Source organism: Pseudomaricurvus hydrocarbonicus (genome assembly GCF_011602365.1).
GTDB lineage: Bacteria > Pseudomonadota > Gammaproteobacteria > Pseudomonadales > Cellvibrionaceae > Pseudomaricurvus > Pseudomaricurvus hydrocarbonicus.
The window spans coordinates 1-26,231 of sequence record NZ_JAAONZ010000018.1 but is presented as its reverse complement, the minus strand read 5'-3'; the positions used below and the strand labels follow the sequence as shown (position 1 = coordinate 26,231).

General features: G+C 57.4%; 25 protein-coding genes. 16 read left to right on the top strand and 9 right to left on the bottom strand.

The window, feature by feature from the left end; translation table 11 throughout:
* Positions 1-46: 46 nt before the first annotated feature.
* On the bottom strand, positions 47-589 hold the full coding sequence (locus G8770_RS18695) for a helix-turn-helix transcriptional regulator (RefSeq protein ID WP_167190527.1): 543 nt from the start codon (positions 587-589) through the stop codon (positions 47-49).
* Between the two features lie 365 nt (positions 590-954).
* On the opposite strand from G8770_RS18695, the gene G8770_RS18690 reads away from it, so the two are divergent.
* A complete protein-coding gene (locus G8770_RS18690; RefSeq protein WP_167190524.1) occupies positions 955-1,452 on the top strand; it encodes a DoxX family protein in 498 nt (165 codons plus the stop codon).
* Positions 1,453-1,558: 106 nt separating this feature from the next.
* Entirely contained in the window at positions 1,559-3,277 is a 1,719-nt protein-coding gene (locus tag G8770_RS18685) for a phytoene desaturase family protein (RefSeq protein WP_167190521.1), read from the top strand.
* A 273-nt stretch (positions 3,278-3,550) separates the two neighbouring features.
* Here G8770_RS18685 and G8770_RS24430 read toward each other — a convergent pair whose 3' ends face one another.
* Entirely contained in the window at positions 3,551-3,682 is a 132-nt protein-coding gene (locus G8770_RS24430) for a hypothetical protein (protein ID WP_279537187.1), read from the bottom strand.
* 264 nt (positions 3,683-3,946) lie between these two features.
* On the bottom strand, positions 3,947-6,118 hold the full coding sequence (locus tag G8770_RS18680) for a TonB-dependent receptor (RefSeq protein WP_167190518.1): 2,172 nt from the start codon (positions 6,116-6,118) through the stop codon (positions 3,947-3,949).
* Between the two features lie 324 nt (positions 6,119-6,442).
* Here G8770_RS18680 and G8770_RS24425 point away from each other — a divergent pair, with 324 nt between their 5' ends.
* The 3 genes from G8770_RS24425 (at position 6,443) to hisH (ending at position 8,289) form a co-directional block, all read left to right on the top strand.
* Entirely contained in the window at positions 6,443-6,571 is a 129-nt protein-coding gene (locus tag G8770_RS24425) for a hypothetical protein (protein WP_279537186.1), read from the top strand.
* Positions 6,572-6,893: 322 nt separating this feature from the next.
* A complete protein-coding gene (gene hisB, locus G8770_RS18675; RefSeq protein WP_167190515.1) occupies positions 6,894-7,487 on the top strand; it encodes an imidazoleglycerol-phosphate dehydratase HisB in 594 nt (197 codons plus the stop codon).
* 127 nt (positions 7,488-7,614) lie between these two features.
* Positions 7,615-8,289: an imidazole glycerol phosphate synthase subunit HisH gene (gene hisH, locus G8770_RS18670; RefSeq protein WP_167190513.1), complete on the top strand. Its 675-nt coding sequence runs from the start codon at positions 7,615-7,617 to the stop codon at positions 8,287-8,289.
* 121 nt (positions 8,290-8,410) lie between these two features.
* Here the strand turns inward: hisH and G8770_RS18665 are convergent, their stop codons facing one another.
* A complete protein-coding gene (locus G8770_RS18665) occupies positions 8,411-8,803 on the bottom strand; it encodes a PilZ domain-containing protein (RefSeq protein WP_167190510.1) in 393 nt (130 codons plus the stop codon).
* A 225-nt stretch (positions 8,804-9,028) separates the two neighbouring features.
* Between G8770_RS18665 and hisF the strand changes: the two genes are divergently transcribed.
* Positions 9,029-9,802: an imidazole glycerol phosphate synthase subunit HisF gene (gene hisF / locus G8770_RS18660; RefSeq protein WP_167190507.1), complete on the top strand. Its 774-nt coding sequence runs from the start codon at positions 9,029-9,031 to the stop codon at positions 9,800-9,802.
* A gap of 169 nt (positions 9,803-9,971) precedes the next feature.
* Here hisF and G8770_RS18655 read toward each other — a convergent pair whose 3' ends face one another.
* The 5 genes from G8770_RS18655 to gpmI all read right to left on the bottom strand — a co-directional run bounded on the left by G8770_RS18655 (position 9,972) and on the right by gpmI (position 16,477).
* Entirely contained in the window at positions 9,972-10,199 is a 228-nt protein-coding gene (locus G8770_RS18655) for a DUF6316 family protein (protein WP_167190505.1), read from the bottom strand.
* A gap of 494 nt (positions 10,200-10,693) precedes the next feature.
* Entirely contained in the window at positions 10,694-11,764 is a 1,071-nt protein-coding gene (locus G8770_RS18650) for a divergent polysaccharide deacetylase family protein (RefSeq protein WP_167190503.1), read from the bottom strand.
* Positions 11,765-12,013: 249 nt separating this feature from the next.
* Positions 12,014-13,420, bottom strand: a complete 1,407-nt coding sequence (locus G8770_RS18645; protein WP_167190500.1) for a S41 family peptidase — start codon at positions 13,418-13,420, stop codon at positions 12,014-12,016.
* Between the two features lie 214 nt (positions 13,421-13,634).
* On the bottom strand, positions 13,635-14,804 hold the full coding sequence (locus G8770_RS18640) for a murein hydrolase activator EnvC family protein (protein ID WP_167190497.1): 1,170 nt from the start codon (positions 14,802-14,804) through the stop codon (positions 13,635-13,637).
* Positions 14,805-14,929: 125 nt separating this feature from the next.
* On the bottom strand, positions 14,930-16,477 hold the full coding sequence (gpmI, locus tag G8770_RS18635; RefSeq protein WP_167190494.1) for a 2,3-bisphosphoglycerate-independent phosphoglycerate mutase: 1,548 nt from the start codon (positions 16,475-16,477) through the stop codon (positions 14,930-14,932).
* Positions 16,478-16,843: 366 nt separating this feature from the next.
* On the opposite strand from gpmI, the gene G8770_RS18630 reads away from it, so the two are divergent.
* From G8770_RS18630 to G8770_RS18585, 10 genes are all read left to right on the top strand, one after another.
* Positions 16,844-17,254 carry a rhodanese-like domain-containing protein gene (locus G8770_RS18630; protein WP_208022371.1) on the top strand — a complete coding sequence of 137 codons (411 nt, stop codon included), beginning with the start codon at positions 16,844-16,846 and terminating at the stop codon, positions 17,252-17,254.
* 93 nt (positions 17,255-17,347) lie between these two features.
* On the top strand, positions 17,348-17,611 hold the full coding sequence (grxC, locus tag G8770_RS18625; RefSeq protein ID WP_167190491.1) for a glutaredoxin 3: 264 nt from the start codon (positions 17,348-17,350) through the stop codon (positions 17,609-17,611).
* A 245-nt stretch (positions 17,612-17,856) separates the two neighbouring features.
* Complete coding sequence (secB, locus tag G8770_RS18620; protein WP_167190488.1) at positions 17,857-18,369, top strand: protein-export chaperone SecB; 513 nt, start codon at positions 17,857-17,859, stop codon at positions 18,367-18,369.
* Between the two features lie 215 nt (positions 18,370-18,584).
* Positions 18,585-18,935 carry an MGMT family protein gene (locus tag G8770_RS18615; protein ID WP_341771172.1) on the top strand — a complete coding sequence of 117 codons (351 nt, stop codon included), beginning with the start codon at positions 18,585-18,587 and terminating at the stop codon, positions 18,933-18,935.
* A gap of 179 nt (positions 18,936-19,114) precedes the next feature.
* On the top strand, positions 19,115-19,357 hold the full coding sequence (locus G8770_RS18610) for a GrxA family glutaredoxin (RefSeq protein WP_167190485.1): 243 nt from the start codon (positions 19,115-19,117) through the stop codon (positions 19,355-19,357).
* Positions 19,358-19,665: 308 nt separating this feature from the next.
* A complete protein-coding gene (locus G8770_RS18605; RefSeq protein WP_167190482.1) occupies positions 19,666-21,444 on the top strand; it encodes a peptide ABC transporter substrate-binding protein in 1,779 nt (592 codons plus the stop codon).
* Positions 21,445-22,389: an ABC transporter permease subunit gene (locus G8770_RS18600; RefSeq protein WP_208022370.1), complete on the top strand. Its 945-nt coding sequence runs from the start codon at positions 21,445-21,447 to the stop codon at positions 22,387-22,389.
* A gap of 6 nt (positions 22,390-22,395) precedes the next feature.
* Positions 22,396-23,808 carry an ABC transporter permease gene (locus G8770_RS18595; protein ID WP_167190479.1) on the top strand — a complete coding sequence of 471 codons (1,413 nt, stop codon included), beginning with the start codon at positions 22,396-22,398 and terminating at the stop codon, positions 23,806-23,808.
* Positions 23,809-23,820: 12 nt separating this feature from the next.
* Positions 23,821-24,921, top strand: coding sequence for an ABC transporter ATP-binding protein (locus G8770_RS18590; RefSeq protein ID WP_208022369.1), 1,101 nt, complete (start codon positions 23,821-23,823; stop codon positions 24,919-24,921).
* Positions 24,921-25,865, top strand: a complete 945-nt coding sequence (locus tag G8770_RS18585; RefSeq protein WP_167190806.1) for an ABC transporter ATP-binding protein — start codon at positions 24,921-24,923, stop codon at positions 25,863-25,865. Before G8770_RS18590 ends, G8770_RS18585 begins: the two co-directional genes overlap by 1 nt.
* Positions 25,866-26,231 lie beyond the last annotated feature (366 nt).

Genomic DNA, 26,231 nt, shown 5'->3' with positions numbered 1-26,231 from the left:
CTGAAGGGCAAGCAAGTGCGCCGGGTACCCAAGGCGGTTTGAGCGTTCATGGCTGCCTTTGCGCCAGCACCGCGTCGACTTCATCGGCCCAGGCCAGCCAGGCCTGTTCCCCCAATATGCCCCGCCTTAAGGTGAGGAAAGGGAGTTGCAGTGTCCTTTGCTCGGCGCTGGGGCTCGCGTGATACTCGCGTTCAATGCCCAGAAAGGTATTCAGCGTCTGGCGGTGGATCGTCCGGTGACGGGCAATTTCGGCTTGTAAGCTGGCGGGCTCGGCGAGCTCTCCGGCGTACAGCTTCACCAGCAGGGCGTCGTTAATTTTGTTGGGCTTGACGGGCTCTGCCAGCCACTGTTGCAAGTCGCGACACCCCTTTGGGGTGATGGAATAAACCTTGCGGTCCGGCTTGTCCGATTGGGTTTCCACCGCCAAAGAGATCAGCTGTTCGGAATGCATTTTTTTCAGCTGCTGGTATATCTGTTGATGGCTGGCGTTCCAGAAATACCCCAGTCGTGCCTGGAAGCGTTTCATCAGGTCGTAGCCGCTGCCTTCCTCGGCTTCCAGTAGCGCCAGCACGGCGTGTTTCAGGGACACAGAAAACTCCTTAACGGTTTGCCGGCTCATAAACACTGAGTATAACCAATTTTATGCAATTTATTGCATATTGAGGTCGGCCCGACTAACCTTATGCAATAAATTGCATATTATGAATGGTTGTTTAAGGAGCACCAGGGCGCTCACCAAGGCCTCGGGGCCAGATCGCCTGATAACAACGTCGGCATGGCACAGTCAATATCAGTCAAGAGCGTTGTCCGTTGAGCCTGATAGGCCTGCGGAACCAGATAGCTCCGTGGTACTAGAAAACCCCGTGGAACCATAAAGCCCATTAGCTAACAAGAACATAAGCCACAAACCCGTCGACCACAAAAGAATTAAAACCCGACCAGAGGAATGCGCTCATGATTACCCCGCTGATTATCATAGGGCTGTTGGTGTTGCCCGTCTCACTGGCCGCTGGATTGTCACTACTTCGGCAGCAACCGGTGCGACTCATCCCCTATACCTATTGGGGGTTGGGGATCGCCTTTATGTATTTTGCGCTGGGGCATGTGGTGAAAACCGACGCGATGGTGACGATGCTGCCACCCTGGGTGCCGATGCGAGAGGCGCTGATCTACACTACCGGTCTGCTGGAGCTGGTGATAGGCTTGGCGCTGTGGGTGCCTCGATGGCAGCGAGCCGCCGCCAAGTGCGCCATTGCGGTGTTTATTCTGTTTTTCCCTGCGAATGTCTACGCCGCGCTGAACAGTATCGGCCTGGGTGGACACCAGTGGGGCCCGGTGTACCTGTTTATACGCGCCCCCTTGCAGCTGTTGTTAATTGGCTGGGCGTGCTTGCTGTGTTTGAGCGCGACAGTCACTGCGAGCTCGGACAAGGTGGAACAACACGGGTCTTAAACCTTGTCAAAACAGGGTGTTATGGGGGCAAAAAAGTCCCTTGAATGGTGTCTTCACCAACATTGACGTTACGTCTATCGGCGAAAAGGATGTTTAAGGATGTTTTATGACGGCGACCGCTGATACACCACTCTCCGATCTGGATTCCGCTTCAGTGAATGCGCGGGGTCTCACCAAACCCTCAAAAAATTTCGCCACCACAACCAGCGTCCGCACGGGTAAACGCTATCGTCCGGGGCGGGCCAGTGATCACTATGATGTTGTCGTGATTGGCTCGGGCATCGGGGGATTGACCAACGCGGCGCTGTTGTCGTTGTTGGGGCACAAGGTGTGTGTGCTGGAGCAGCATTATACCGCGGGTGGCTTGACCCACGCCTATGAGCGCGAAGGGTTTGAGTGGGACGTGGGTGTGCACTACATCGGTGAGGTGCACACCGAACACTCCACCATACGGCGGGTGTTTGATGTCATCAGCGAAGGGCGGTTGCAATGGGCAGCCATGGACCCGGTGTACGATCGCATCATTATCGGGGATGAAAGCTTTGATTTTGTGGCCGGCCGAGCCCGGTTTGTCGCGGGGCTGGTGAAAAAGTTTCCGGACGAGGAAGCGGCGATTCGGGCCTACGTTCAATTAATTCGTGACATCAGCTCGGGCACGCCGAAATTTTTTGCCGCCCAGGCCATGCCGCGCTGGATGGGGCAACTTTATAATCGCTTGCGGCCCTGGGTTGTCCGCAAAGAATTTTTTCAAACGACTCGGGAGGTGCTGGAGAGCCTGACCAGTAATCAAAAGCTCATCTCGGTATTGACCGGGCAGTGGGGCGATTACGGACAGGTGCCCCGCGATGCCGCTTTTCTGATGCACGCGCTCATTGCCAAGCATTATCTGGCCGGCGGTGCTTATCCGGTTGGCGGTGCTTCCGCCATTGCACGGTCAATCATTCCCACTATTCAGAAATCCGGCGGTGAGGTGTTTACCTATGCCGATGTTGAGCAGGTGCTGGTCAAGGATAACCGGGCCTACGGGGTGCGGATGGCCGATGGCAGTAAAATCCTGGCCGATAAGATCGTCAGTAATGCCGGTTTTATGAACACGGTGAGCCGATTGCTGCCGCCCCCGGTGCGGCAGCACTATCGCATGGGGGCGTGGGCGAAAAAGGTGGAGCGTTCGAACGCCTCGCTGTGTCTGTATGCGGGGTTTCGAGGCGATGCAGAGTCGCTGGGGCTGGACAGTACCAACCTGTGGATTTATGAAAACGGCGATCACGAGGGCAATCTGGATCGTTTTTGTGGCGATAAAGAGGCCGCGTTTCCGCTGGTGTATGTGTCATTTCCATCCACGAAAGACCCGCAGTGGAAAGAGCGTTATCCGGATAAGTCCACCGTTGAGGTGGTGACTTTCACCAAAATGGATTGGTTCGAACGCTGGAACGGAACCACCTGGCAGCAGCGTGGAGAAGACTATGAGGCCTATAAGGAAGCGCTGGCGCAAAGATTACTGGAAAAGCTGTTCGAACACAGGCCCCAGTTGCGCGAAGCGTTGGAGTATTACGAGCTGTCTTCGCCGTTGTCCACGCAGTTTTATCAACGTCAGGAACGCGGTGAGATTTACGGCTTGAGTCACTTTGTGGAGCGTTTTAAGCAACCGTTTTTGCACCCGCAAACGCCGGTGAAAAACTTTTACATGACGGGCGTGGATGTGATGACCGCAGGCGTGGGTGGCGGTTTGATGGCGGGCGTCATGACCTCCATGCGGATGCTCGGACTGCGCAAGATGGGGCGGGTGAAAAAATTGCTGATGGCGTACCAGGCCGATGAGCTCTGAGTTGCTGATGACGTCTGGTTTTCGGGAACTGCACGGATGAGTTTGTCGCGCACAAGGGGTGATGCGTCAATGGCGGTGTTGGTTCAACCGGACGTGATGGGGAGGTTGTCAGCGTGTGTTGTGGCTGGCGTAAAAATACCCGGACGCTCTCGGGGTTTGAGAGAGCCGGGCTAAGTCAGCGATTAAGCCAGAGATTGATTGCGACTGCCACCACCCACGCTCTACAACGCGGGCATGGTCAATACGAATAAAAGTGTGCTGGTTGCGTCGGGCTCAGTGCGTTCGACCGTGACCGGCTTTGCCATCCAGCCAGAACAGTAACACCCCGCCGAGACCGGCGCCGACCAGAATGGCCGCCATGCTGAGGGTGGCCCCAAACGCTGCTACAGTGACGGGATCGGTCATGACGTTCTCCTTCGCTTTCAGTGTGTAGAATCATTGAAGCTAGATTACTCACATGCGCCGCAAAGGTGTTGATACAGATCAAGAGAACGAAAGCAGAGCGTCAAAGTTGCATGAGAACGCCGCGCAGGCGAGGGCAGAGTAAGACTGGGCGTGAACACAAGGCGCCGGCAAAAGCGGCACCTTGTTGTTCTCAAATTGTTTTCAGTCGGGTTGATGGTTTCGGCCAAGATTGTGAGCGGGGGCCGTGTGCTTGGCGCTCAGAGGTTAAAACGCAAACCTCACACCGGCGGTCAGGCCGCGCCCCGCTTCTGGCGCCACGCTCCGCAAAAATGACGTTGCATGGCGAATGTCTTCATCCAGCAGATTGTCGGCGCGGACAAACAGCAGACTGCCGGCGGCACCCACCTCAAGCGGCACACTCACCTGGGCATTGAGGCGTGTGTAGCCATCGGTGGGCTCTTCACCGCTGCCGGTATGAGTTTGTCGACCGGCTTCAATCAGCTGCACCGATCCGTACCAGCCCGGCTGAGTGACCGTGAGCTCGGCCCCCACCCGGTTGGGGGAGATTCTGGGCACATCACCGCCCGCATCAAAGCGTGCGCGCACGCTGTCCGCGAACAAACGCAGAGACAGGGCGTCGCTCAGCTGGAGGTGTGTCTCCAGTTCAATGCCGTGGAAGTTGGCGTCCTGTTGCTGGTATTGATAGATCGGCAATTCTGAGGCGGGGTCTTCCAGTCCGGTGTTGTGTTGATAGATGTAGTCGACAATCTGGTTGTAGAACAGATTGACTTTGATGTCGGTCAGCAGGCCGGGATTTTGCGGGGTCCATTCATACCCCAGATCCAGGTTATTGCTGGTTTCATTGTCCAGTTCACGGTCACCGAGGTCGTAGGTCTGGGTGGCGATGTGCGCGCCATCCGAAAGCAGCTCCTCCATACTGGGGGCGCGTTCGGCGCGGCTCAAGGCGATACTGAACTGGTGAATGTCGTTCAGGCTCCAGTGGTAGCCCAGAGAGGCGCTGCCGGCGTTGTGGCGAACGCTGCTGCTATTAACCCGTGAAGCGTCTGGATTCACCCGTTGCTGCTCAACGCGCAGCCCTATTTCCAGCCATTGATGCTGCCAGTGTTTTTCTTCGATCCAGAAGATGCCGGCATTGTGGATGTGAGTCATGCGGGGGATGAAGGCTTCCTCACCCTCGGCACCGTAATCCCGGTCGGTGAGCTGGAAACCGAAGGCACCTTGCCAGCCGTCGACTTCGCTGTGCACCAGTTCCGCACGACCCTCCCAGGCATCACTGTTAAAGCGGGTGCCGGCCTCCTGGCCTTCCAGCTCCGTGTGCTCGTAGTCGTTGTGGGCAACCCGGACCAGCAGTTTGTCAAACCCGGGCAGGGGCGCTTTCAGCTCGCCTTTCAGATCGTAGCGGGTCTGTTGCATGTCGATGCGGATGCTTGCCCCGGCTTCGTCGTGATGCTCTTCCTCTTCGTCGTGATGCTCCTCCTCTTCCTCGTGATGGCTGTGGGCGCCGGCGGGAATGCCGTAAAGATTGTGCTGCTGGTTCACACTGAGTCCGATGAACCCGCGCTCACCAATCCAGGAGGCGCCCAGGCTGTAAGCGTCGGCGCGGCTGTGGGTGTTGGCGATGTAGCCGTCGGAAGCCTCATCCGGGTCAGACGGGTTATTGAGGCCGGGGATCTTGACGTTGTTGCTGTCACGGTAGAGGCCATCGGCGTGCCAGGCAAACTGGTCTGAGCCACCATCGATACGTGCCACACTGGCCACTTGTTCGTTGACGCTGCTGTAGCGGGTTTCGACGGCGCCGGTGATGGGGGTGTCCGGGCTGGTACTGGGGATGCGGTTGTCGATGACATTGACCACCCCGCCAATGGCACCGCTGCCAAATCTTAACGTCGAGGGACCACGCAGGATCTCGATCTGGTCGGCCAGTAACGGCTCGGTGGTGTTGGCGTGATCGGCGCTGGTGTTGGAGGCGTCCAGTGTGTCGAGGTTGTCCTGCATCACTTTCACGCGGTTGGCGCTTTGCCCCCGAATGATCGGGTTGCCCACGCCGGGGCCAAACGACGCGGCACTGACGCCCACCTGGCCGGTGAGTGTGTCGGCGAGGGTGGACGCGGCATTGCGGCGCAACTCATCGCCACTGAGCACGGAGACCGGCCGGGCATTGTCGCTGTGCTGGTTGTGAATGGGGGACGCACTGACAATCACTTCTTCCAGGTCGTGCTGCGGCTTGAGGGCGTGCGCATTAAAGGCAAGGCTGGCATTGGCCAGCATGACGACGCTGGCCAGCGGCGCAAAACGGAAGGTCGTCGGCTTGTTTCTGACCGGGCTTTCGGCGTGGCTATTTACTGCGTGGCTAAGTTCGCTTCCTGCGCGACTGGGTTCGGTGCGCAATCGCGGGTTCTGCATGAGGTGTTTCATGTTCTCTCCGTACCTCCACTGAACGCTGGAGCGGCGCACATGCCATCGGGCAAGCGTGTCTGTCGTGTCCAGAGCGGAGTCTGGGGACAGTCAGGCCGTGTGTGCACCGTTCCTCCCGTCAATGGATAGAATTTCAGTGTTCAACTTGGGATTCAAGTGTGGGCTCAACAAAGGGTGTGCTGAGTTACTTGGGGTGATCTGTTACGAGAGAGAAAGGGTTGGAGGACCCCGAATCGAGACGGGCAGGCACGGCGTTGAGGGAGAAACAGAAACGGTTATCGGGGCCGGGGCAACGGCAGCCATCGCGGGCAGCGAGGGGATCGAATGCCCCGTGTGCAGGGCATGGCTGCCGCTGTGGTGCAGGCACAGGCTGCAGTCCACGACGCTGCGGTTGTCCTCATGCCAGTGGCCGGCCGACGCGAGCTGTGCCAGCACCACCAGCATAACCAGTAACGGCAGCCAGCGTTTAAGGGCAGGAATGTGGGCGCGGGAGTACATCGTGAGGAAGCCGTCTAAAAAGTATACTTAAGTGTTATATAGTTACATTTAAGGCGGGGATCGGCAAGTCTAATTTTTCTCAGATGATCGCTCGCAGGTCCGTCTCGGCTGTCTTCAGCGCTTTGATCGGCCCTGTTATCGGGTTTAGCTGTCAGAATTATCGTTGCGCTAATGGTGGACAGGAGTAGGACTGGCCTCGGGAGCGGGGTATAATTCGCGCCTTGTTGTCGGTACTGAGAAAATTGGTGCCGTATTCTACAGATGACCGGAGATCCATATGGCGGAACGTACCGCATCAGTGAGCCGCGATACGCTCGAAACTCAAATTACCGTGACAGCCAATCTCGACGGTAAAGGCACCGGCGTGTTTGATACCGGGGTGCCCTTTCTTGAGCACATGATGGATCAGATTGCCCGTCATGGCCTGATTGATCTCGACATCACCTGCAAAGGCGATACCTATATTGACGATCACCACACGGTGGAAGACATTGGCATTACCCTGGGGCAGGCGGTGGCACAGGCACTGGGGGATAAAAAAGGTATCCGGCGTTACGGCCACGCCTATGTGCCATTGGACGAGGCGTTGTCCCGGGTTGTGATCGACTTTTCCGGGCGGCCGGAATTGATCATGAATGTGCCGTTTACTCAAAAGCGGGTCGGGCAGTTTGATACCGAGTTGTTCTGGGAGTTCTTTCAGGGGTTTGTGAATCACGCCCAGGTCACCCTGCACATCGATTGCCTGCGCGGTCACAACGCTCACCACCAGATCGAAACCGTGTTCAAGGCGTTTGGGCGGGCTGTGCGCATGGCGCTCGAGCTGGATCCGCGCATGGCGGGCATGATGCCATCGACCAAGGGCACGCTTTAAGTCGAAAGGCGTCCTTTAAGAAAGCCGGCACGCTTGAGCTCAGAGCGAAGCCACACATCAGGTGTGAGCTCAAGCTGTGTTTGAAGGCACCCGTGCCAAACCCGAATTCCACATTTAGAGAAGCAGTATGTCAACGAATCGCATTGCCGTAATTGACTATGGGATGGGCAATCTTCACTCCGTTGCCAGTGCCCTGGAGCACGTGGCTCCCGAAGCCGAAGTGACCATCAGTTCCGAGCGCAGTGTTATTGAGCAAGCCGACCGGGTCATTTTTCCGGGCGTGGGCGCGATCCGCGATTGCATGGCGGAAATCCGTCGCTCCGGTTTTGATGCTTTGGTGCCCGAGGTGATTGCCTCTGGCAAGCCCGTTCTGGGAATCTGCGTGGGCATGCAGGCGTTAATGAGTCACAGCGAAGAAAACGGCGGCGTGGAATGTTTGGCGCAGCTGGAAGGCAACGTGCGTTTTTTTGGTAACGATCTGCACGATGAGCAGGGCGAACACCTGAAAGTGCCCCACATGGGCTGGAATCAGGTCGAGCAGCAGTTCGCTCACCCGTTGTGGCAAGGGATTGACAATGGCAGTCGCTTTTACTTTGTCCACAGCTACTACGTCATTGCCGCCGAAAAAGCCGTCAAAGCCAAAGACGTTGCTGAGGTGGCGGGCCGTTGTCACTACGGTCTGGATTTTGATGTCGCGCTCAGTAACAACAACTTGTTTGCGGTGCAATTCCACCCGGAGAAGAGCCACACGGCGGGTTTGCAGCTGTTGAAAAACTTCGTCCACTGGGACGGTCAGGTCTGACCCCGGGCCCTGCGGCAAGCGGGCGATACAGGCGGAGTTAGTGGCGACTTGTCGAGCGAGAGTCACGCAACGAGACTTACCTGAGCCTGCTGTGTGTGCGGATACTGGCAACCGGCGGTATTTAAAGAATCTTGCCAAACTTTTCCATGTAATTGGCCAAAGCCTGCTTGTCGCTGTCTTCAAGTCGACTGAACTGTGCGCCTATCAGGTAGCGGTCTCTGGACAGGCGTCGCGAGTAAACCAGGTTGCACTGCAGCTTGAGGTTGCAGGTTTTTTGAGTCGGGGTGGGAATGTCCATGTGGATAGTGACTTGCAGCGGCGCCTGAGGCGTTGAGCGACCCAGTTCTGCTGCCAGTGTGCTCACCAGTGCCTGGCTGCATTTCATTTGCACCCCAGAGATGGACAGGTTGGTTATCAGCAGGTCCTCTTTGAAGAGTGAGTGCTCCAGTTTGGCTTTAAGTTCGGTGATGTAGCGTCGTTCAGCGCGATATTCGGGTGAATAGTCTAGGTTCACGATGAGCCTCAATGTCTGTTTTAACCCCCGAGTCTAGCCAATTTCGGCGCTGCAGGTCTAGTTCATTTTTCACTCAGGGTGTGAAGGCTGCCTCAGCGTGGTTGTTTGAGGTATAATCGGGCTCTTTCTGAGTGACTGAGCGCTAAGTCTGCAGTTTCTTGATAAACCCCTTTGATTGATCCCTCTTGATTGAACTCTCTTGATTGAAAACCCGGCAGGTAATTTATGGCTCTCGCAAAACGCATCATCCCGTGTCTGGACGTGGACAACGGCCGTGTCGTGAAAGGCGTTAACTTTGTGGGTATCCGCGACGCGGGTGACCCGGTGGAAATTGCCAAACGCTACAATGAGCAGGGGGCAGATGAGATTACCTTTTTGGATATCACCGCTACCCATGAGGGCCGTGACACCACGGTACACACGGTTGAGCAGATTGCGTCGGAAGTGTTTATCCCGCTGACGGTGGGGGGGGGGATTCGCACCATTGAAGACATCCGCACCATGTTAAATGCCGGCGCAGATAAGGTGAGTATCAACTCAGCCGCCGTCCACAACCCGGAATTTGTGCGCCAGGCCTCCGAGCGCTTTGGCGCTCAGTGTATCGTGGTGGCCATTGACGCCAAGCGGGTCAGTGCCGACGGAGAGCCGGGGCGCTGGGAAATTTTTACCCACGGCGGGCGCAAGCCGACGGGCATTGATGCGGTCGCCTGGGCGGTGAAAATGGCCGAGTATGGGGCCGGTGAGATTCTGCTGACCAGCATGGATCGCGACGGCACCAAAAATGGTTTTGACCTGGGGGTGACCCGGGCCATCAGTGACGCGGTGCCGGTGCCGGTGATTGCCTCCGGCGGGGTCGGTAATCTGCAGCATTTGGTGGACGGGGTTAAAGAGGGCCGTGCGGACGCCGTGCTGGCGGCCAGTATCTTTCATTTTGGCGAGCATTCGGTCCCTGAAGCCAAGGCTTTTATGCAGCATCAGGGGGTTGAAGTCAGGCTTTAATGTTTGAGCCTCCCCGGGAGTTTTCTCTGATCAGGTCACTGACCGGGTGCCGGAGACTTAACTGCGGATTGAAACAAGGCCGCGGATTCAAAAAAGCCCGTCATGCGCTAGCGTGACGGGCTTTTTTTCGCACTCTCGGTTTGATGCGCCAGGGGGACCGCTCTGGGGGTCAGGCCACGTTGCGAGAGTATTGCACCAGCGTGTTGGAGAATTCCGGGTCGCTCTCGGTGATGAAGTCAATAAAATCCGAACAGCCTTCGGCAGCTTCAGTCAATGTATCAAACGGGCCGATATTCACCCCTTCGCGAGTGCTGTAATACCAGTATTTGTCTTGCTGGAAAAAGCGCTCACTTCTTTCCGGAGCCGCTCCGGATTCACCCTGACGTAAGTTTTTCATGTTGTTCGTCCTTTTATGTCGTCGATTAAACATTGTTCTAACACTTTGTGTTGTAAACCTTGTCGATTAAATCGTGTGCATCCTGCAGTTGCCTGGCGCTTAGAGTCGTACCTGCAGGAGTTAACGCAGGGGCGTTAGCTCCAAAGCCAAACCGGTTAACCCTCTAAAGCCAAACCGGTGAACCCTCTAAGGCTTCGCGGGGTGGAAATTAAATGCCCAAGCCGAAAAGGTCAAGGCCAGAAGAGTCGCTTGCTGCCATTAAAAGTGTTTTAAGCGACAATACTACCGCGTTACTTTCAATAATGTGACGCGGTTCACGGCTTTTTGGTTTGGGCGATATTGACGGCTCTTTTGACTGCGCCTAGGGCTCCTTTGGTTCGAGGTCACGATTAACTCTACACCCTCCTTGTGTGTGTGAAGTCCCTTTCCGGTTCCGATTGACCCCCGTTTGGTTGGTGGTCAGAGCCTTGGCGTGTCGCAGGTCGGCTCGGTCATCAACGCTCGGGCGGGCTGTCCGTCAGCCTTTGAGGGGTGCCGCTTTCGCTGCGGTCTGTAGTAGGTTTAGCAGCTTTTAGCGGCAGCGAGAGCTGCGGTGTTGAAGTTTGAGACGCGGTTTGAATTGTGGCTTTTAAGTTTGGCTCAGAGTGGGTTTGTGTGATCCCGTTCACGGCCAGAGTGGGCAGCAGCTGAGACACCGGTACCAGTGTCACGCCCTGTTGAGTCAGCGTGGGCAGCGCCCTGTTCAGCGCTTCCAGGGTTTCCGGGTAGGGGTGGCCAATGGCAATGGCGCTGCCCCGGCGGTGGGCAAGTTGAATCAGTTTCTCCAGCTGGCGCTGGATGCTGTCGAGGTTGCGTTCGTTGTCGAGAAATACGTCGCGCTTGCGGGCGGGCACCAGGGTTTGCAGTGCGGTTTGAAAGGCAATGCTGCCGGCGCTGGTGCGACTGTCGATAAAGAACAGCTCTTTACGGGCCAGTATGGTCATCAGCCACTGCATCGGTTCGGGTTGTTGCGTCAATTGGCTGCCCATGTGGTTATTGAGGCCGCTGATGTGAGGGATGGAGCGCAAGTTGTGCTGTAAGACCTGTTCAAACTCCTGTCGCGACATGGTCCCGCTTAAGCCCCCGCTGTCCAGGCGGTGCTCGCCTATTGTGCTCATGGGGGTGTGGAGAATAATTTCCTTGCCGCGCTCATGGCCGAGCTCTGCCAAAGCCACGCCGTTCGGGCTTTGGGGTAAAACGGCCAGAGTCAGAGCACCAGGTAAATTGGCGGCATCAATGCCGCGGCGGAGGTTGTAACCCAGATCGTCGATGATGATCGCGATTCTGGGGTTGGCCGGGTCTTCGTGCTGGACGAGCCTGGCCGGCTGGTGGGGTGGGGTGATTGAGGCCGAGCTGGGCTCATGCCTGGGGGCCGCAGCCATCACCGCAGGTGCCTCACCGGCAGCCGAGCGGGCTGCGCCGGCGGTCGATGGCGCGGGTGCGTCAGCCACTGCCGTGGAGGCCGCAAGACGGTCGGCATTCACCTGCGGTGGGCCGGCGGGAGTTGCCCCGACACAGCACAGCATGAACACAGCTTTTACGAACAAAGATGTCAGAGGTATCAAGGCCAGCCCGCCAGTGGGTTAAACAGCGATATCTTTACAGGGGGTGTCTGCAAAGGCTGCGGGCAATATACCACAGACGATAAAAGAGGCGTTCAGCGACAATTACAATGGGGTCGAAGGTGGGCGGCTGGCGAAGCGGGTATCACGCCGGTATGGACGCGCCTCGGCCTCCTTTGGCGGAGGCGGCAAGGCGTGATTCGGCTTTGAAAACTAATCCTTGACCGGAGTGTTGGTTTCTTCCAGCGCGGCGATGGCCTTGGCTGAGCGGGCTGGCCGGTGGTTGCTGAACAGGTTGATGCCCTTGAGCAGGTTTAAGGCTTCAAACACCTGATTGTCCCGGGAGAACAAATCGTCTTTCTCACGGTTGGCATTTTTCCGCGACTTGCTGTCGATCGCCTCTCCGCCATTGCCATTGTCCAGTCGACCCTGCAGATCGGCCTCCGTGACGTGGGAGCGACTTTTGAGGGACGTCACCGTGGCGCGCTCTACCTCAATATCAGGGACGATGCCCTGAGCCTGAATGGAGCGGCCGTTGGGGGTGAAATAAAGTGCGGTGGTGAGCTTGATGGCTCGCTCCTCGCTCAGGGGGATGACGGTTTGGACAGAACCCTTGCCAAAACTCTGGGTGCCCAGAATGACCGCGCGATGGTGATCCTGCAGCGCACCGGCCACAATCTCAGACGCTGAGGCGGAGCCGTCATTCACCAGTACCACAATCGGCAAGCCCTTGGTGAGATCGCCGGGCTGAGCTTCGTAGCGCAAATCGGTGTCGGCAATGCGCCCTTCGGTGTAGACGATCAGGCCGTCATCCAAAAAGGCATCGGCGACCTCCACGGAAGCTTGCAGGACGCCGCCGGGGTTGTTGCGCAAATCAAGAATCAGGCCTTTCAGGTTGGGGTCTTCTTTTTCCAGTGACTGAATGGCTTTGGCGGTCTCGGCCCCGGTGTTGACCTGGAACTGGGCGATGCGGATGTAACCGTAGCCGTCTTCCAGAATGTTGGAGCGCACGCTCTGCACCTTGATGGTGTCGCGAGTGATGACCAGGTCGAACGGCTGCTCCACACCTTCGCGGATGATCGTCAGGGTGATGTCACTGCCTTTGGGGCCGCGCATCAGCTCCACCGCGTCACCCAGGCCCATACCTTTCACGGGTTTGTCGTCCAGCTTGATGATAATGTCGCCGGACTCAACTCCTGCCTTGGCCGCCGGGGTGTCATCGATGGGAGATACCACCTTGACCAGACCGTCCTCCATGCCCACTTCCAGGCCCAGTCCGCCAAATTCGCCGGTGGTGTTGACCTGCAGGCTGTCAAAGGAACTGGCGTTTAAATAGGCTGAGTGAGGGTCCAGCTCGGACAGCATGCCTTTAATGGCGTATTCCAGCAGCGTGCTGTCGTCAATTTCTTCTACGTAGCCGGTGCGGATCTGTTCGTACACTTTGGTGAAGGCCCGCAAATCTTCCAGGGGCAGGAGGCCCTGATCGGTTTTCGCTTCCAGCTCTGAACTGTCGCCGGTCAAATCGGGGGTGGCGGCATCCTCAGCCAAAGCCAGCGGGCTGGACAGGCAGGCAATGGCGAGAAAAATCGCCAGAGGGCGGAAGCGGGCGGGAAGCGGCATGGTGTACTCCAAGTGACGGGGCGGAGACCCTGAGCGAAATCGCGGTGGATACCACCACAATATTGATCAAGACGTTATAAGCAGAAAGTTGTATTCATTGTAGACGTAAGTTGTTAGATGTAGGAAGTGAGATGAAGTTCAATTTTCGGGTCACCACTCGCCCAGGGGGAATGGCGCAACCCGAGAGGGCATCAGGGGTGACTCGCACCTGCTGTTAGGAGCGGCACCAGTGTGCGGGGTTGGTGGGCTTGCCGTTGTGACGCACCTCAAAATAGAGCCCAACCTGCTGCTGTCCACCGGTATTGCCCACCCGGGCGATGGTTTCGCCGCTGTTGATCCAGTCTCCGGTTTCCGTCAGCAGGGCCTGGTTGTGGGCGTACAGGCTCATGTAACCGTCACCGTGATCGACGATCACCAGCAGCCCCTGCCCGCGCAGGTAGTCGGCAAAAACCACGCGGCCGTGGTGGATGGCTTTGACGTCCGTGCCCGCTTTGGCGCCAATGAGCACCCCTTCCCACTTGAGCTTGCCGGCCAGTTTGGTGCTGCCAAAGGTTTTCAGGAGTTTGCCCTGGGCCGGCATCGCCATCTTGCCGCGGCGCTTCTGGAAGGGTTGGCCGTCTCCGGGGAGCTGGAGGTTGGCAATGGCGGCGCTGACTTCGGCCAGTAACTTTTCCAGCCGCTGCTTGTTCTGCGCCATTTGTTGCAGTTGCTGGTCTTTGCGTTGAATGCTCTGGCTCAGGCGCGCGAGCGTCTGTTGCCGTTCGTGTTGTTTGCTGCTGAGTTGTTGATGGCGTTGTTGCAGCTGCCGCTGGCTGTCTTCCAGCGTCCGGGTGCGCGATTCAATCTCGGGCTTGATGGCGTCCAGCTCGGCGATGGTGTCGAGGTAGGTGTCGATCTTGTCGGCTCTGGCGTCCAGAAAGTACTCGTAGTATTTCGCCATGCGCGCCAGTGAGTCGGGTTCCTCCTGGTTCAGCAGCAGCTTGATGTGGCTCTGCTTGCCCAGGCGGTAGGCCGCGTTGATGTGTTGGGCAATGTGTTTTTGTTGCTCGTGGCGGGCAACCTGCAGCTCAGCCTGTTTAAGGTTGAGCTGCGCTAGTTGCTTTTTTTGGCTGGCAAGCTCCCCCTTGAGCCTGTCAATTTTGTTCACCAGCGCACCGATGTCCACTTCGGAGGTTTGCAGGTCGTTTTGCAGCTGGTCGCGGGTGCTTTTGACCTGATTGAGCTCGGACTTGAGTTCGCCAATGGCCTTCTGCAGCTCCTGCAATTTGGCCTGGTAGTCTTCATCCTGCGTTTGTGCGAAGCCATGGCTGGCAAACAGCAGCGCGGCGCTCACCAGCAGGGCGCGCGGAAAGAAAGCGCGTGGGAACAGAGGAAACCTCAACATAATGTTTTCCGGTGACAGTGAGTTGAAACGGATGAGTTTAGCGGATCCCCGCCGCGCTGGATACGGGGCACCAGAGGGGGGGATCTGCTGATGACGGAGGCGGGTGCCGCAGTCTGAATTCCGGTTTACGCCAACTCCACCAGGTTTTGACCGGTCATCTCCGCGGGCTGCTCAACACCGAGCAGGGCCAGCATGGTGGGAGCGACATCCGCCAGGCTGCCGCCACTCTTCAGGTCCAGCTGGCGCGGGCCGACATAAACAAACGGCACTGGCAGTGTGGTGTGCTGGGTGTGCTTCTGGCCGGAATTGTCGTCGAACATTTGCTCAACGTTGCCGTGGTCGGCGGTTACCAGGGCCTCGCCGCCGACCTTTTCCAGGGCCGCAAAGACTTCGGCCAGACAGGCGTCAACGGCTTCTACCGCTTTGACTGCGGCGTCGAAGTCGCCGGTGTGACCGACCTGGTCGCAGTTGGCGTAGTTGCAGATGATGGCGTCGTATTTGCCGGACTCAATGGCTTCCACCAGTTTCTTGGTGACTTCCGGCGCGCTCATTTCCGGCTGTTGGTCGTAGGTCTCCACATTGGGTGAGGGGATCAGGATCCGGTCTTCACCCGGGAAGGTTTCTTCCTGGCCGCCGCTGAAGAAAAACGTCACGTGGGCGTACTTCTCGGTTTCGGCGATGCGCAGCTGCTGCTTGCCGGCTTTCGCCATCACGTCGCCAAACGAGTTCACCAGGTTGGCGGGCGGGAAGGCAATGGGGGCATCGATATCGGCGGCGTATTCGGTGGTCTGCACATAGGCCGCCAGGGCCGGATGCTGGCTGCGGGGGAAGCCGTCAAAATCGGCGTCGACAAACGCTCGGGTAATCTCGCGGGCGCGGTCGGGGCGGAAATTCATGAACAGCACAGCGTCGCCATCGTTGATGGTGGCCGGGCTCTCGCCCTCGGCGGCAATCACCGTGGCTTTGACGAACTCGTCGTTCTCATCGCGATCGTAGGCGGCCATCAAACCTTCGACAGGTGTGGCGGCCTGATAGTCTGCCTTGCCGGCGGTCAGCAGGTCGTAGGCCTGCTGGACCCGTTCCCAGCGGTTGTCTCGATCCAGCGCGTAAAAACGGCCAATGATGCTGGCCACTCGCCCCACGCCGAGGGTGCGCAGTTTGTCTTCGGTTTCTGTTAAGGGCTGTTCGGCGCTGCGGGGGGGAACGTCACGACCGTCGAGGAAGGCGTGGACATAAACTTCTTTCGCACCGCGCTGGGCCGCCAGTTCAACGGCGGCTTTGATGTGCTCGTCGTGGCTGTGTACGCCACCGGGTGAGAGTAGGCCGAGGATATGCACCGCTTTGCCATGGCGGCTGGCCTTGTCGATGGCGTCGACATACACCGGGTTGGTGAAGAAATCACCGTCGCTGATGGCTTTATTGATGCGGGTGAAATTCTGGTAGACCACGCGGCCGGCTCCCAGGGTCATGTGGCCCACTTCGGAGTTGCCCATCTGGCCTTCCGGTAAGCCGACGGCCATGCCTGAGGTACCGATCAAGGTGTGGGGGCGCTCGCTCCAAACGCGGTCCCAGACTGGCGATTTAGCCGCTTGAATTGCGTTGTATTTGGGGGATTCGGAGTAGCCGAAGCCGTCGAGAACAAGCAGTACCAGAGGTTTTTTTGCATCAGTCATGGCGTTTTTCAATGTCCGGTGATGGGTGAAATCTGTGAGTTGCGGCGGCAACCCTCTCGTGCAGGCGCCAATTCTACCGGTTTCCCGGAGGCAACTCCATGCGGGCCGGGTCAAAAGGGCGGGCGCGGGTGCGGCTCAGTGACGTCAGGCCTTTTAATGGCCGTCAGCAATGGTCTTCCGCCAGATGGTGATCATTGGTGTATCCGGGGGGATCATCGCGTAACCAAACGGTGATAATTAGCGTAAAGAGCTGCAAGAGCTGTGCCCGGCCTCTGCCCCCAACCCACCATTCGTGTATACTGGCACGCTTTGCCGTTTAGTCTGTTGAACGGTCTCGATTTCAACCCATTCAGGACGTGAGATTCAGTGGAAAATATCCTTGTTTTTGTCGCAGAGCAGTGGCTGCTCGTCAGTGTGCTCGTGATTTTGGTCGGTGCCTATTTCTGGACTGAGAACCGCAAGAGCGGCGATACCTTGTCCATCCACAGTGCCACCCGTGTGATCAATAATGGTGAGGCCGTGGTGGTGGATCTGCGCGACGCCAAAGAGTTCAAGAGCGGACACATCATCAACGCCATCAACATTCCACACAATAAGCTGGCAGAGCAGTTGCCGCAGCTGGAAAACCACAAAACCAAAACCATCTTGCTGGTGGATAAAATGGGCCAGCACGCGGGTGCCGCCGGCCGCGTCTTAAAGACCAACGGCTTCACCGTCAGTCGCCTGCAGGGTGGTATCAGCGAGTGGCAAGGGCAAAACCTGCCGCTGGTGAAGTGAGCGGTTTGTTCGCCCGATCCACGTTTTAGTTCCGCCCCGATGCCCGGACAGGACATCGGGGACCCAGTCTGTTGATGAGGAAACGAGCTTGTTATGGCCGCTGTGACTCTTTATACCACCCGTTATTGCCCCTATTGTGTGCGAGCCAAGGCGCTGCTGGATTTTAAGTCGGCAGCCTACACCGATATCAGTGTGGACAATAACCCTGCCTTGCGTCAGGAGATGATGGCCAAAAGTGGTCGCCACACGGTGCCGCAGATCTGGGTAGGCGATGTGCACGTGGGTGGCTGTGATGAGCTGATGGCGCTGGAGCGAGCCGGTGAACTGGACGCTATGCTGGCGTCTGGCGTTGAGTAACCGGGTGAGCAGGGCCAGGTAACCTGTATCGCAGGCCAGAATGACCAGAATAGAACGCGGTTCCCGATAAAATCAGGGGGCAGGTGGAAAATTCAAAATCAAGGGTTGAATTCATTCTGGCTGGCCCCATAACTCATTCAACACCCTTTATCTGATGGTGAGTCCGGCGGCGATTGTTATTGCTGAATCGTTGCAGGGACAGCCATTTTTTTTATCTAAATATAAAATAGAGCGTAGGCAGTATTATGGCAGAAGAACAAACCACTGAAGCAACCGAAGGCGCAGCTGAGCAGCCAGGACAACAATTCGCAATGCAGCGTATTTACCTGAAGGATTTATCCTTTGAGGCCCCTATGGGTGCTGAAGCTTTCCGTAAACAGTGGAAACCTCAGGTTAATCAGGAATTGAACACCAAGACCAACAAGATCGAAGACGGTCTGTATGAAGTGGTTCTGACGTTGACCATCACTGTGAAGCTGGAAGAAGAAACCGCTTTCCTGGTCGAAGTACATCAGGCTGGTCTGTTCGGTATCCAGGGCATTGAAGGCCAGCAGTTGGCACAGGTATTGAACACCGTGTGTCCGAACATCCTGTTCCCATACGCTCGCGAAGCCATCGACAATGTCATCACTAAAGGCAGCTTCCCTGCTTTGATGTTGCCACCGATTAACTTTGACGCTCTGTTTGCTCAGGCCATTGCCCAGGCGAAACAAAAAGCCGAAGCTGAAGCCGAATCGGGTGATGCCACGGTTAACTAAGTTGATGTGATAACAGGTCATATCTGCTGTAAAGCCCCGCATTGCGGGGCTTTTTTGGTTTCGGGGCCGATTCAAAAGGGATCGCCAGGTACCTGCTTTGCAGCAGCGGTGTCATGTGCGGTGTGCAATGTGCAATGTGCAATGTGAACTGTGCAATGAGAGGCATGCCGTGAAAGCGAAGCCGCGTCACGCAGGGCCCGACAAAAGGTGAGGCGGTGAGCAGACAGGATCCGGACGCGTTAGCGGGACTGGCCCCCTTCAGTCAGGCGGTGGTGCGGTTGATTCGTGCCATTCCCGTCGGCGCGGTCAGTACTTATGGCGATATTGCGACGGCGGCTGGCAGCCCCCGGGCGGCTCGGCAGGTGGTGCGGTTGCTGCATGCGCTGTCCGCCAAACATCAACTGCCCTGGCACCGGGTCATCAATAAATCCGGCCAGATTGCCTTAACGAATGCCGCAGCGTTCGAGGTGCAGAAGCAAAAATTACTGGCGGAGGGGGTTGAGGTGACAGACGCCGGGCGGGTTGATCTGGGTCATTACCGCTGGATGCCGCCTGTGGGAGAGTGATGGTTTGGAGCGGTGGCAGGGCAGGTGGAGAAGCCATACCCACATCCGCAGTGCCCGGAGGCGTAGGCAGGCTTTAAGGTAAAACCTATTGAGTGCTTAGGATTAATCAATTTAACCAATTCAAACAACTCCAGTAACCTACTCATCACTTGAAACAGCCCTTGAATTGGAGAAGGCTTATGTCCCGTTACACCGTTTTTGGTCACCAGCAATGTGGGTTTTGTCGTCGCGCCAAGCAATTGCTGGAGGAGAAAGAGCTGCCGTTCCGCTACGTGGATATTCACGATGAAAATATCTCCAAGGCGGATTTGTCCAAGACCGTCGGCCAGACGGTGACCACCGTGCCACAGATTTTCTACGGCCAGGAGTATATAGGTGGCTTCGAAGCCCTGGAAAAGCACCTGGCGGCCCAAGCGGCCTGAGGTTCGTGTCGGCCTGAGGTTCGTGCCGGTCTGGGCGGCGCGCTGGCTTTGCCGGATGGCGCTCCTCGATAACCGGCACCCTCGCTCATGGCGTGCCGGCGCTCGTTCGATTTAAGACGACCTTGGTTTTAGCCTGTCCCCTGTCCCCTGTCCCCTGGCTTTATGCCGTGGTGAACGGTGTCGCCGTGGCATAAAGGCAAGGGCAGAGGCCAAAATTTTGAAAATCCTGGCCATTAAGCATCTCATCCCCCACCGAAAACCTTTATGCTTAAGGGTAATAAGCTTTTCAGAAATGGGGAAACGCGGTCATGACAAGGGCGGCTAGTCACCGGCAACGATCCGGCAGAAATCGAGGCCAATGGTCTTTGCTGTTGTGTCTGCTGATCACGGTGGTGTCAGCAGCGGTGCAGGCAACGGATCTGGATTACCAGTCCCGCACGGTGACCGTGGCGATGAGTCAGGAACCTCCGGACATGAACGCCATCACCTCCACCGACGCGGTCAGTGGCATGCTGCTGGGGCACGTCATGGAGGGCCTGTTGCGCTATGACCCTAATGGCGATCTGGTCGGCGGGGTGGCGCAGCGCTGGCAGCTGCGCGATGACGGCGCCACCTTCTGGTTGCGGCCCGACGCCAAATGGAGTGATGGCTCGCCGGTGACGGCGCAGGATTTTGTGTTCTCCTGGCAGCAGGCCGTCACGCCAGCCGTGGCGTCCGAGTACGCGTCTATTCTGTTTCCGGTGCAAAACGCCCAAGCGATTAACGACGGCCAAATGGCGCCGTCGACTCTGGGGGTACGGGCGCTGGATGACCACACCCTGGAAGTCTCCCTGCACCAGCCGTGTCCCTATTTTCTCGGTTTGACGGCGTTTCGCACCCTGTTTCCGGTAAAAGAATCTTTCTATCGCTCGCGGGGTTCCCGGTACGCCGCCGAGGCCCGGGACATGCTCTACAACGGCCCGTTTGCGCTCACCCGCTGGGTGCATGGCGCGTCGGTGAGGATGGAGAAAAACCCCCATTACTGGGGGCGGGAGCACGTCTGGCTGAACCGCATTGATGTGCCCTACATTACCGAAGATCCCAATGCGCACATGAATCTGTACCGCGACCACAAGATCGCCATGGCTAGCAGCCTCAACTCGGAAAGCCTGGAGGGGGCTCTGCGGGAGCGGATGCAGATCAAATCCTACCTGGACGGTGCCATTTTTTACATTGAATTCAATCACCGCGATGCGCGGGTGACCCGCAACCGCAATCTGCGCAAGGCGATTCAACAGGTCTTCAATACCGATGACCTGGTGTATAAAGTGATGGGCAGCCCCGGCAGTTTTCCAACCTACACGCTGTTCCCCCGCTGGCTGAAAGGCAAGCAGGATTTTTTTGTGCGCGAATACCCGGCGCAAAAACCGGAGCTGAATGTGACCAAGGCTCGAGCGTATCTGGACAAGGCGAAGCAAGAGCTGGGAGTGGCAAAAATTCCCCCGATTTCTCTGCTGGCGGATGACAGCCCCGGAGGGCAAAAAACCGCCGAGTATTTACAGACCTTGCTGGGGCAGTCTTTGGGACTGGAAATTCGGGTGGACATGCAAATTTTCAAACAGCGACTGGCAAAGACGGGCAGTGGTGATTTTGATATGGTGGTGTCAGGCTGGGGGCCGGATTACGAAGACCTGTTGACCTACGGTGACCTGTTTGCCAGTCATAACCTCAACAACCGCGGGCGTTACCGCAATGAACGCTACGACCACTGGGTGGCGGTGGCTCAGAGTTCGCTGGATGTGGCCGAGCGCATGCACGCGTTTGATCAAATGCAGAAAATTTTGTTTGCCGATGCGGTGATTGTGCCGTTATACGAGCGTGGCAATGTCTATGTGCAAAACCCGCGCCTGCAAGGGGTTTTGCGGCGTGCGCTGGGTGGCGATCCCAATTTTAACTATGCCAGTATTCAGCCTGAGGTCAGTGTTAACGCCGAGACCAGTGTTAACCCCGAGAGCCGCCTTAACCCCAAGACCCGTATTGCGCCAGGCTCCGGCCTTACCCCCAACGCTCATCGCGGTGCTGGCGTCATTTTGGAAAAGGAACCTTAAGTGACGCAGTTTATTTTTAAACGGCTCTTGTCCGGGGTGATTACCATCTGGTTTATTGCCACCGCGACCTTCGTCGCCATGCATGCCGTGCCGGGGGATCCGCTGGCCAACGACAAGGCTGTGGCGCCGGAAATTCGTCGCAATCTCGAGGCCCGCTACGGCCTGGATAAACCGGTGCTGCAGCAGTACGGCATCTTTTTGTCGAACATGCTACACGGTGACTTTGGCATTTCGTTTACGCAAAAAAACCGCCACGTCAACGACATCATCCGCGAGCATTTTCCCGTCTCTGCGGTGCTGGGCGTCCTGGCGCTTATCATCGCAACGGTGGGCGGGGTTGTGTGGGGGGCGTTGACGGCGGTGTACCGGGATCGCTGGCCCGACAGTGTGATCATGTTTTTGGTGGTGATCGCCGTCTCGGTGCCGAGTTTTGTGTTTGCCATGCTCGGGCAGCTGGGGATTTTGGCGATGAACGAGTGGCTGGGATTTTCCCTGTTGCCGGTGGCCGGCTGGGGAAGTTTTGGGCACATGCTGGTGCCGGCACTGGTGCTGGGGCTGGGGACCATGGCTTACCTGACCCGGTTGATGCGCTCCTCGATGCTGGAAGTGACCAGTGCCGATTACATTCGCACCGCCCGGGCAAAAGGCGTGTCACCGCTGCGGATTTTTTTCAAACACCAATTGCGCAACGCCATTTTGCCGGTGGTGACCGTGTTGGGACCGTCCATTGCCGCCATCACCACCGGGGGGTTTGTGGTGGAGCTGGTATTTGCCATCCCGGGGTTGGGGCGCTTCTTTGTGCAGGCGGTGCAGCAGCTGGATTACACCGTGATTATGGGAACCACGGTGTTTTACGGTGCGTTTCTGGTGTTCATGGTGCTGCTGGTGGACATACTGTATGGCTTTATCGACCCGAGGATTCGGGTCGGTCAGGTCCGGGGGTAAGTGAGGATGACGCTGACTCAAACGCTGACGGCTGACGACTTTGCGCCTCTGGCCAAAGCACAACACCCAGATCAGATTGTGCGTCCCTCCCTGTCGTACTGGCAGGATGCCTGGCGGCGGCTGCAGCGCAATCGCCGGGCGATGTGGTCGCTGTATCTGATTGCGGCGCTGTTGTTGTTTTCTTATGTGCTGCCGTTTGTGGTGCCGTTTGATGCCGTTGGGCAAGACCTCACGCAAATTTCCCAGGCGCCGAGTCTGGAAAAAAAATCCCTGGTGGTGGATACCCAGCCCTGGCCGGGTCAACAGGTGAGGCCGGCTGAGCTGGCCCGGCTACAGAGCGCGCCTTTTGATCCGGCGACCAGGGTGACCGGGTTAACCCTGGTGGGTGAGGCCAATACGGAGTCCGTGCGCCTCGCCTGGCAGCCGGTGGCCGGTGCCAAGGCCTATCAGGTTTATCGCCATCTACTGGTGCCCAGTGGTGCGACCGACCTGGGCTTGCCGCTGGGGCAAACCGAGCAGCCCGAGCAGGTCTCTTATGAAGATCGCCTCAAACTGCAAAACATGCCTTACTACTATTCCGTGCGAGCCGTTGCCGACACGGGCGAGGTGTCGGATTACGCCACCGTAAAAGCCACCCCGCGCCTGGCCATCAGTGTGCGGGCGGCGCTAAGCCGCGGCCTGATTACGGCCGATCAGACCGACTCGATGATCGGCCGCGAAGTGGAACTTCAGCGTCATCTGATGGGCACGGATTATCTCGGTCGCGATCTGTTGGCGCGGCTGGTCTATGGCGGTCAAACGTCCCTGTTCATTGGCATCGTGGCGCCGCTGCTGTTTGTGGCGATGGGCATTGTTTACGGTGGCCTTTCCGGTTATCTGGGGGGACGCACTGATGAAGTGATGATGCGCTTTGCGGATTTTGTCATTGCCCTGCCGTTTCTGCTGTTTATGATTCTGTTCCGCGTCGCCATGGGCATTGGCCCGGGAGAAAGCGGGGTGACGCCGATGCTGATTGCGATGGTGTTATTGGGCTGGCCCACCGCCGCTAAACTGGTGCGCGGTCAGGTGTTGCAGTTGCGTGAGCAGCCGTTCGTCGAAGCCGCTCAATTGATGGGGGCGAACAGCCGCTATCTGATCCTGCGCCACATGCTGCCGAATGTGATGGGAGTGGTGTTGGTGTCGCTGACGTTTTCCATACCCTCGGCCATTTTTACCGAGGCCTTCCTGTCGTTTATTGGCATGGGGGTGGCGCCACCGACACCCAGCTGGGGGGCGATGTGCAATGACGGCGTGAAGTCGTTCATGAGTCACCCGCACGAACTGTTGTTCCCGGCGCTGTTCATCAGTTTGACGGTGCTGGCGTTCAATCTACTGGGTGACGGCTTGCGCGATGCCCTCGATGCGAAGATGAAAGGCTAAGTCAGGCTATGTATGAATGAAGAGCAAGGCGAGACCATGACCGCGGCCAATACCCCGCGCGAAAGGGCGCAGCTCGAACCGGGGCTGCCGGCACTGGAGGTGAACAACCTGCAGGTGGAGTTTGCCGCTCAGGGCGGGCGTGTACAAGCTGTGCGCGGTGTGTCCCTGTCGGTGCAGTCGGGTGAGACCCTGGGCATCGTCGGCGAGTCCGGTTGCGGCAAGTCGGTCACCATGATGAGCATGCTGGGGCTGATACCCATGCCGCCAGGACGCATTGTGGGCGGTTCGGCCAAATTGAACGGCAGAGAGCTGCTTGGTTTGTCGGTGGCGCAGTTGAACAAAATCCGCGGCGTGGACATCGGCATGGTGTTTCAGGACCCGATGAGTGCCCTCAACCCCACCATGCGCATCGGTGAACAAATTGCCGAAACCCTGATGATCCATCGGGGTATGTCGCAGCGCGAGGCACTGCAGCGCGCTGTGGCCTTGCTGGATCGCACCAAAATTCCCGAAGCCCGCCAGCGCGCCCGCCAATACCCGTTTGAATTCTCCGGGGGGATGCTGCAGCGCGCAATGATCGCCATGAGCCTGGCCTGCAGTCCGTCGGTGCTGGTGGCGGATGAGCCGACCACGGCCCTGGACGTGACCATCCAGAATCAGGTGCTGGAGCTGATGCGCGAAATTCAGCGGGAGGAGGGTATGGCCATTGTGTTGATCACTCATGACCTGGGGGTGGTGGCGCGCATGGCCGATCAAGTGGCGGTGATGTACGCCGGTCAGATTGTGGAGCGCGGCACTGTGGAGGATATTTTTTATCGCAGTGCCCACCCCTACACTCTGGGTTTGAAAGCGGCCATGCCCGACGCTCATGTGCATGTGAATGAAAAACTGACCGCCATTCCCGGCAGCCCGCCGGATCTGTTTGCGCCACCCGAGGGGTGCGGCTATTGCAGTCGCTGTGATTACGCCATGCAGGTGTGTGACAAGCACTTGCCCGATCTGATGGCCGTTAGCCGCGGCCACGTCTCTCGCTGCTGGTTGCAACACCCAGAAGCGGGGGTTGAGGTTGAGGGGTTGTATCAGCCGGCCGCAAAAGGATCGCCGTCGTGTTGATGCAAATTAAAAATCTCAGCAAGCACTTTCAGTTGGGTGGGGGGGAAATCCTCACCGCGGTGGATGAGGTCAGTCTCGATATTGCCGAAAACGCCATCGTCGGTTTGGTGGGGGAGAGCGGCTCCGGTAAGTCGACGCTGGGCAAAACCCTGGTGGGTCTGCACGAAAAATCAGGGGGGCAAGTACTGTATCGCGGTCAGCCCTTGCCGCAGCGTTACAGCACCGCCGATTATCGGCGCATGAGCAAAGACATCCAGATGATTTTTCAGGATCCCTACGCGTCGCTCAATCCGCGCATGACCATCGAAGAGATTCTGACCGAACCGCTGCGGCTGCAACAACGTAAACTCAGCAGCGAGAAGCGGCGGCAATTGGCCGCCAGTTGGCTGGAGCGGGTGAGCCTGAATGCATCCTATCTGGGCCGTTACCCGCATGAATTTTCCGGTGGCCAGCGCCAGCGTATCGGCATTGCGCGGGCGTTGATTACCGAACCGACGTTTGTGGTCTGCGACGAACCGATTTCGGCCCTGGATGTGTCGGTGCAGGCGCAGGTGGTTAACCTGTTGGGTGACTTGCAGCAGTCTTTGGGGCTGACGCTGTTGTTCATCGCGCACGATCTGTCCATGGTGCGCTATATTTCAGACACCATGGTGGTGATGTACCTGGGTTCTGTGGTGGAACAGGGGCCATCGGACGAGGTGTTTTTTTCGCCCAAACATCCCTATACCCAAGCACTGACCAAGTCCAACCCGCTGGCCGATCCGCAGCAGGAAAAAGCCCGCGCCCACGATCTTATTGTGGGAGAGATGCCGTCACCGGTAAATCTGCCTGCAGGCTGTCGATTTGCCGGTCGCTGTGATCGGGTGATGGATCGCTGTCATCGTGAACGCCCGCCGTTGCAACTGATTGCGACGGATCGTTGGGTGGCGTGTCATTTGTATTAAAACCAGTGGCGGGATGCGAGTAACTAGTAAAAGAAAAAACAAGTAGCTAGTGGCGAGTAACTAGTAAAAGAAAAAACAAGTAGCTAGTGGCGAGTAGCGAGTGGCTAGGAAAAGAAAAACAAAAGGGAAAAAAGGAAAAACAAAAGCGAGAGGCGAGACGTGAGTCATTAGTGATTAGGATGTTACTAGGGCCTGTTCACACTAATTAGCTTGTCAGCAATCAGCGAGAAGTTAATAAAAAACCGGAGAGAATGTCCCACTAACTGTGTAAACCCCGTGATTCATATTACCCTAGAGGAGTTAATGAATCATGGTATCGACAATGAAAAACAAAGAACTACAGGACATGGCCGACAAGGTGGCTGG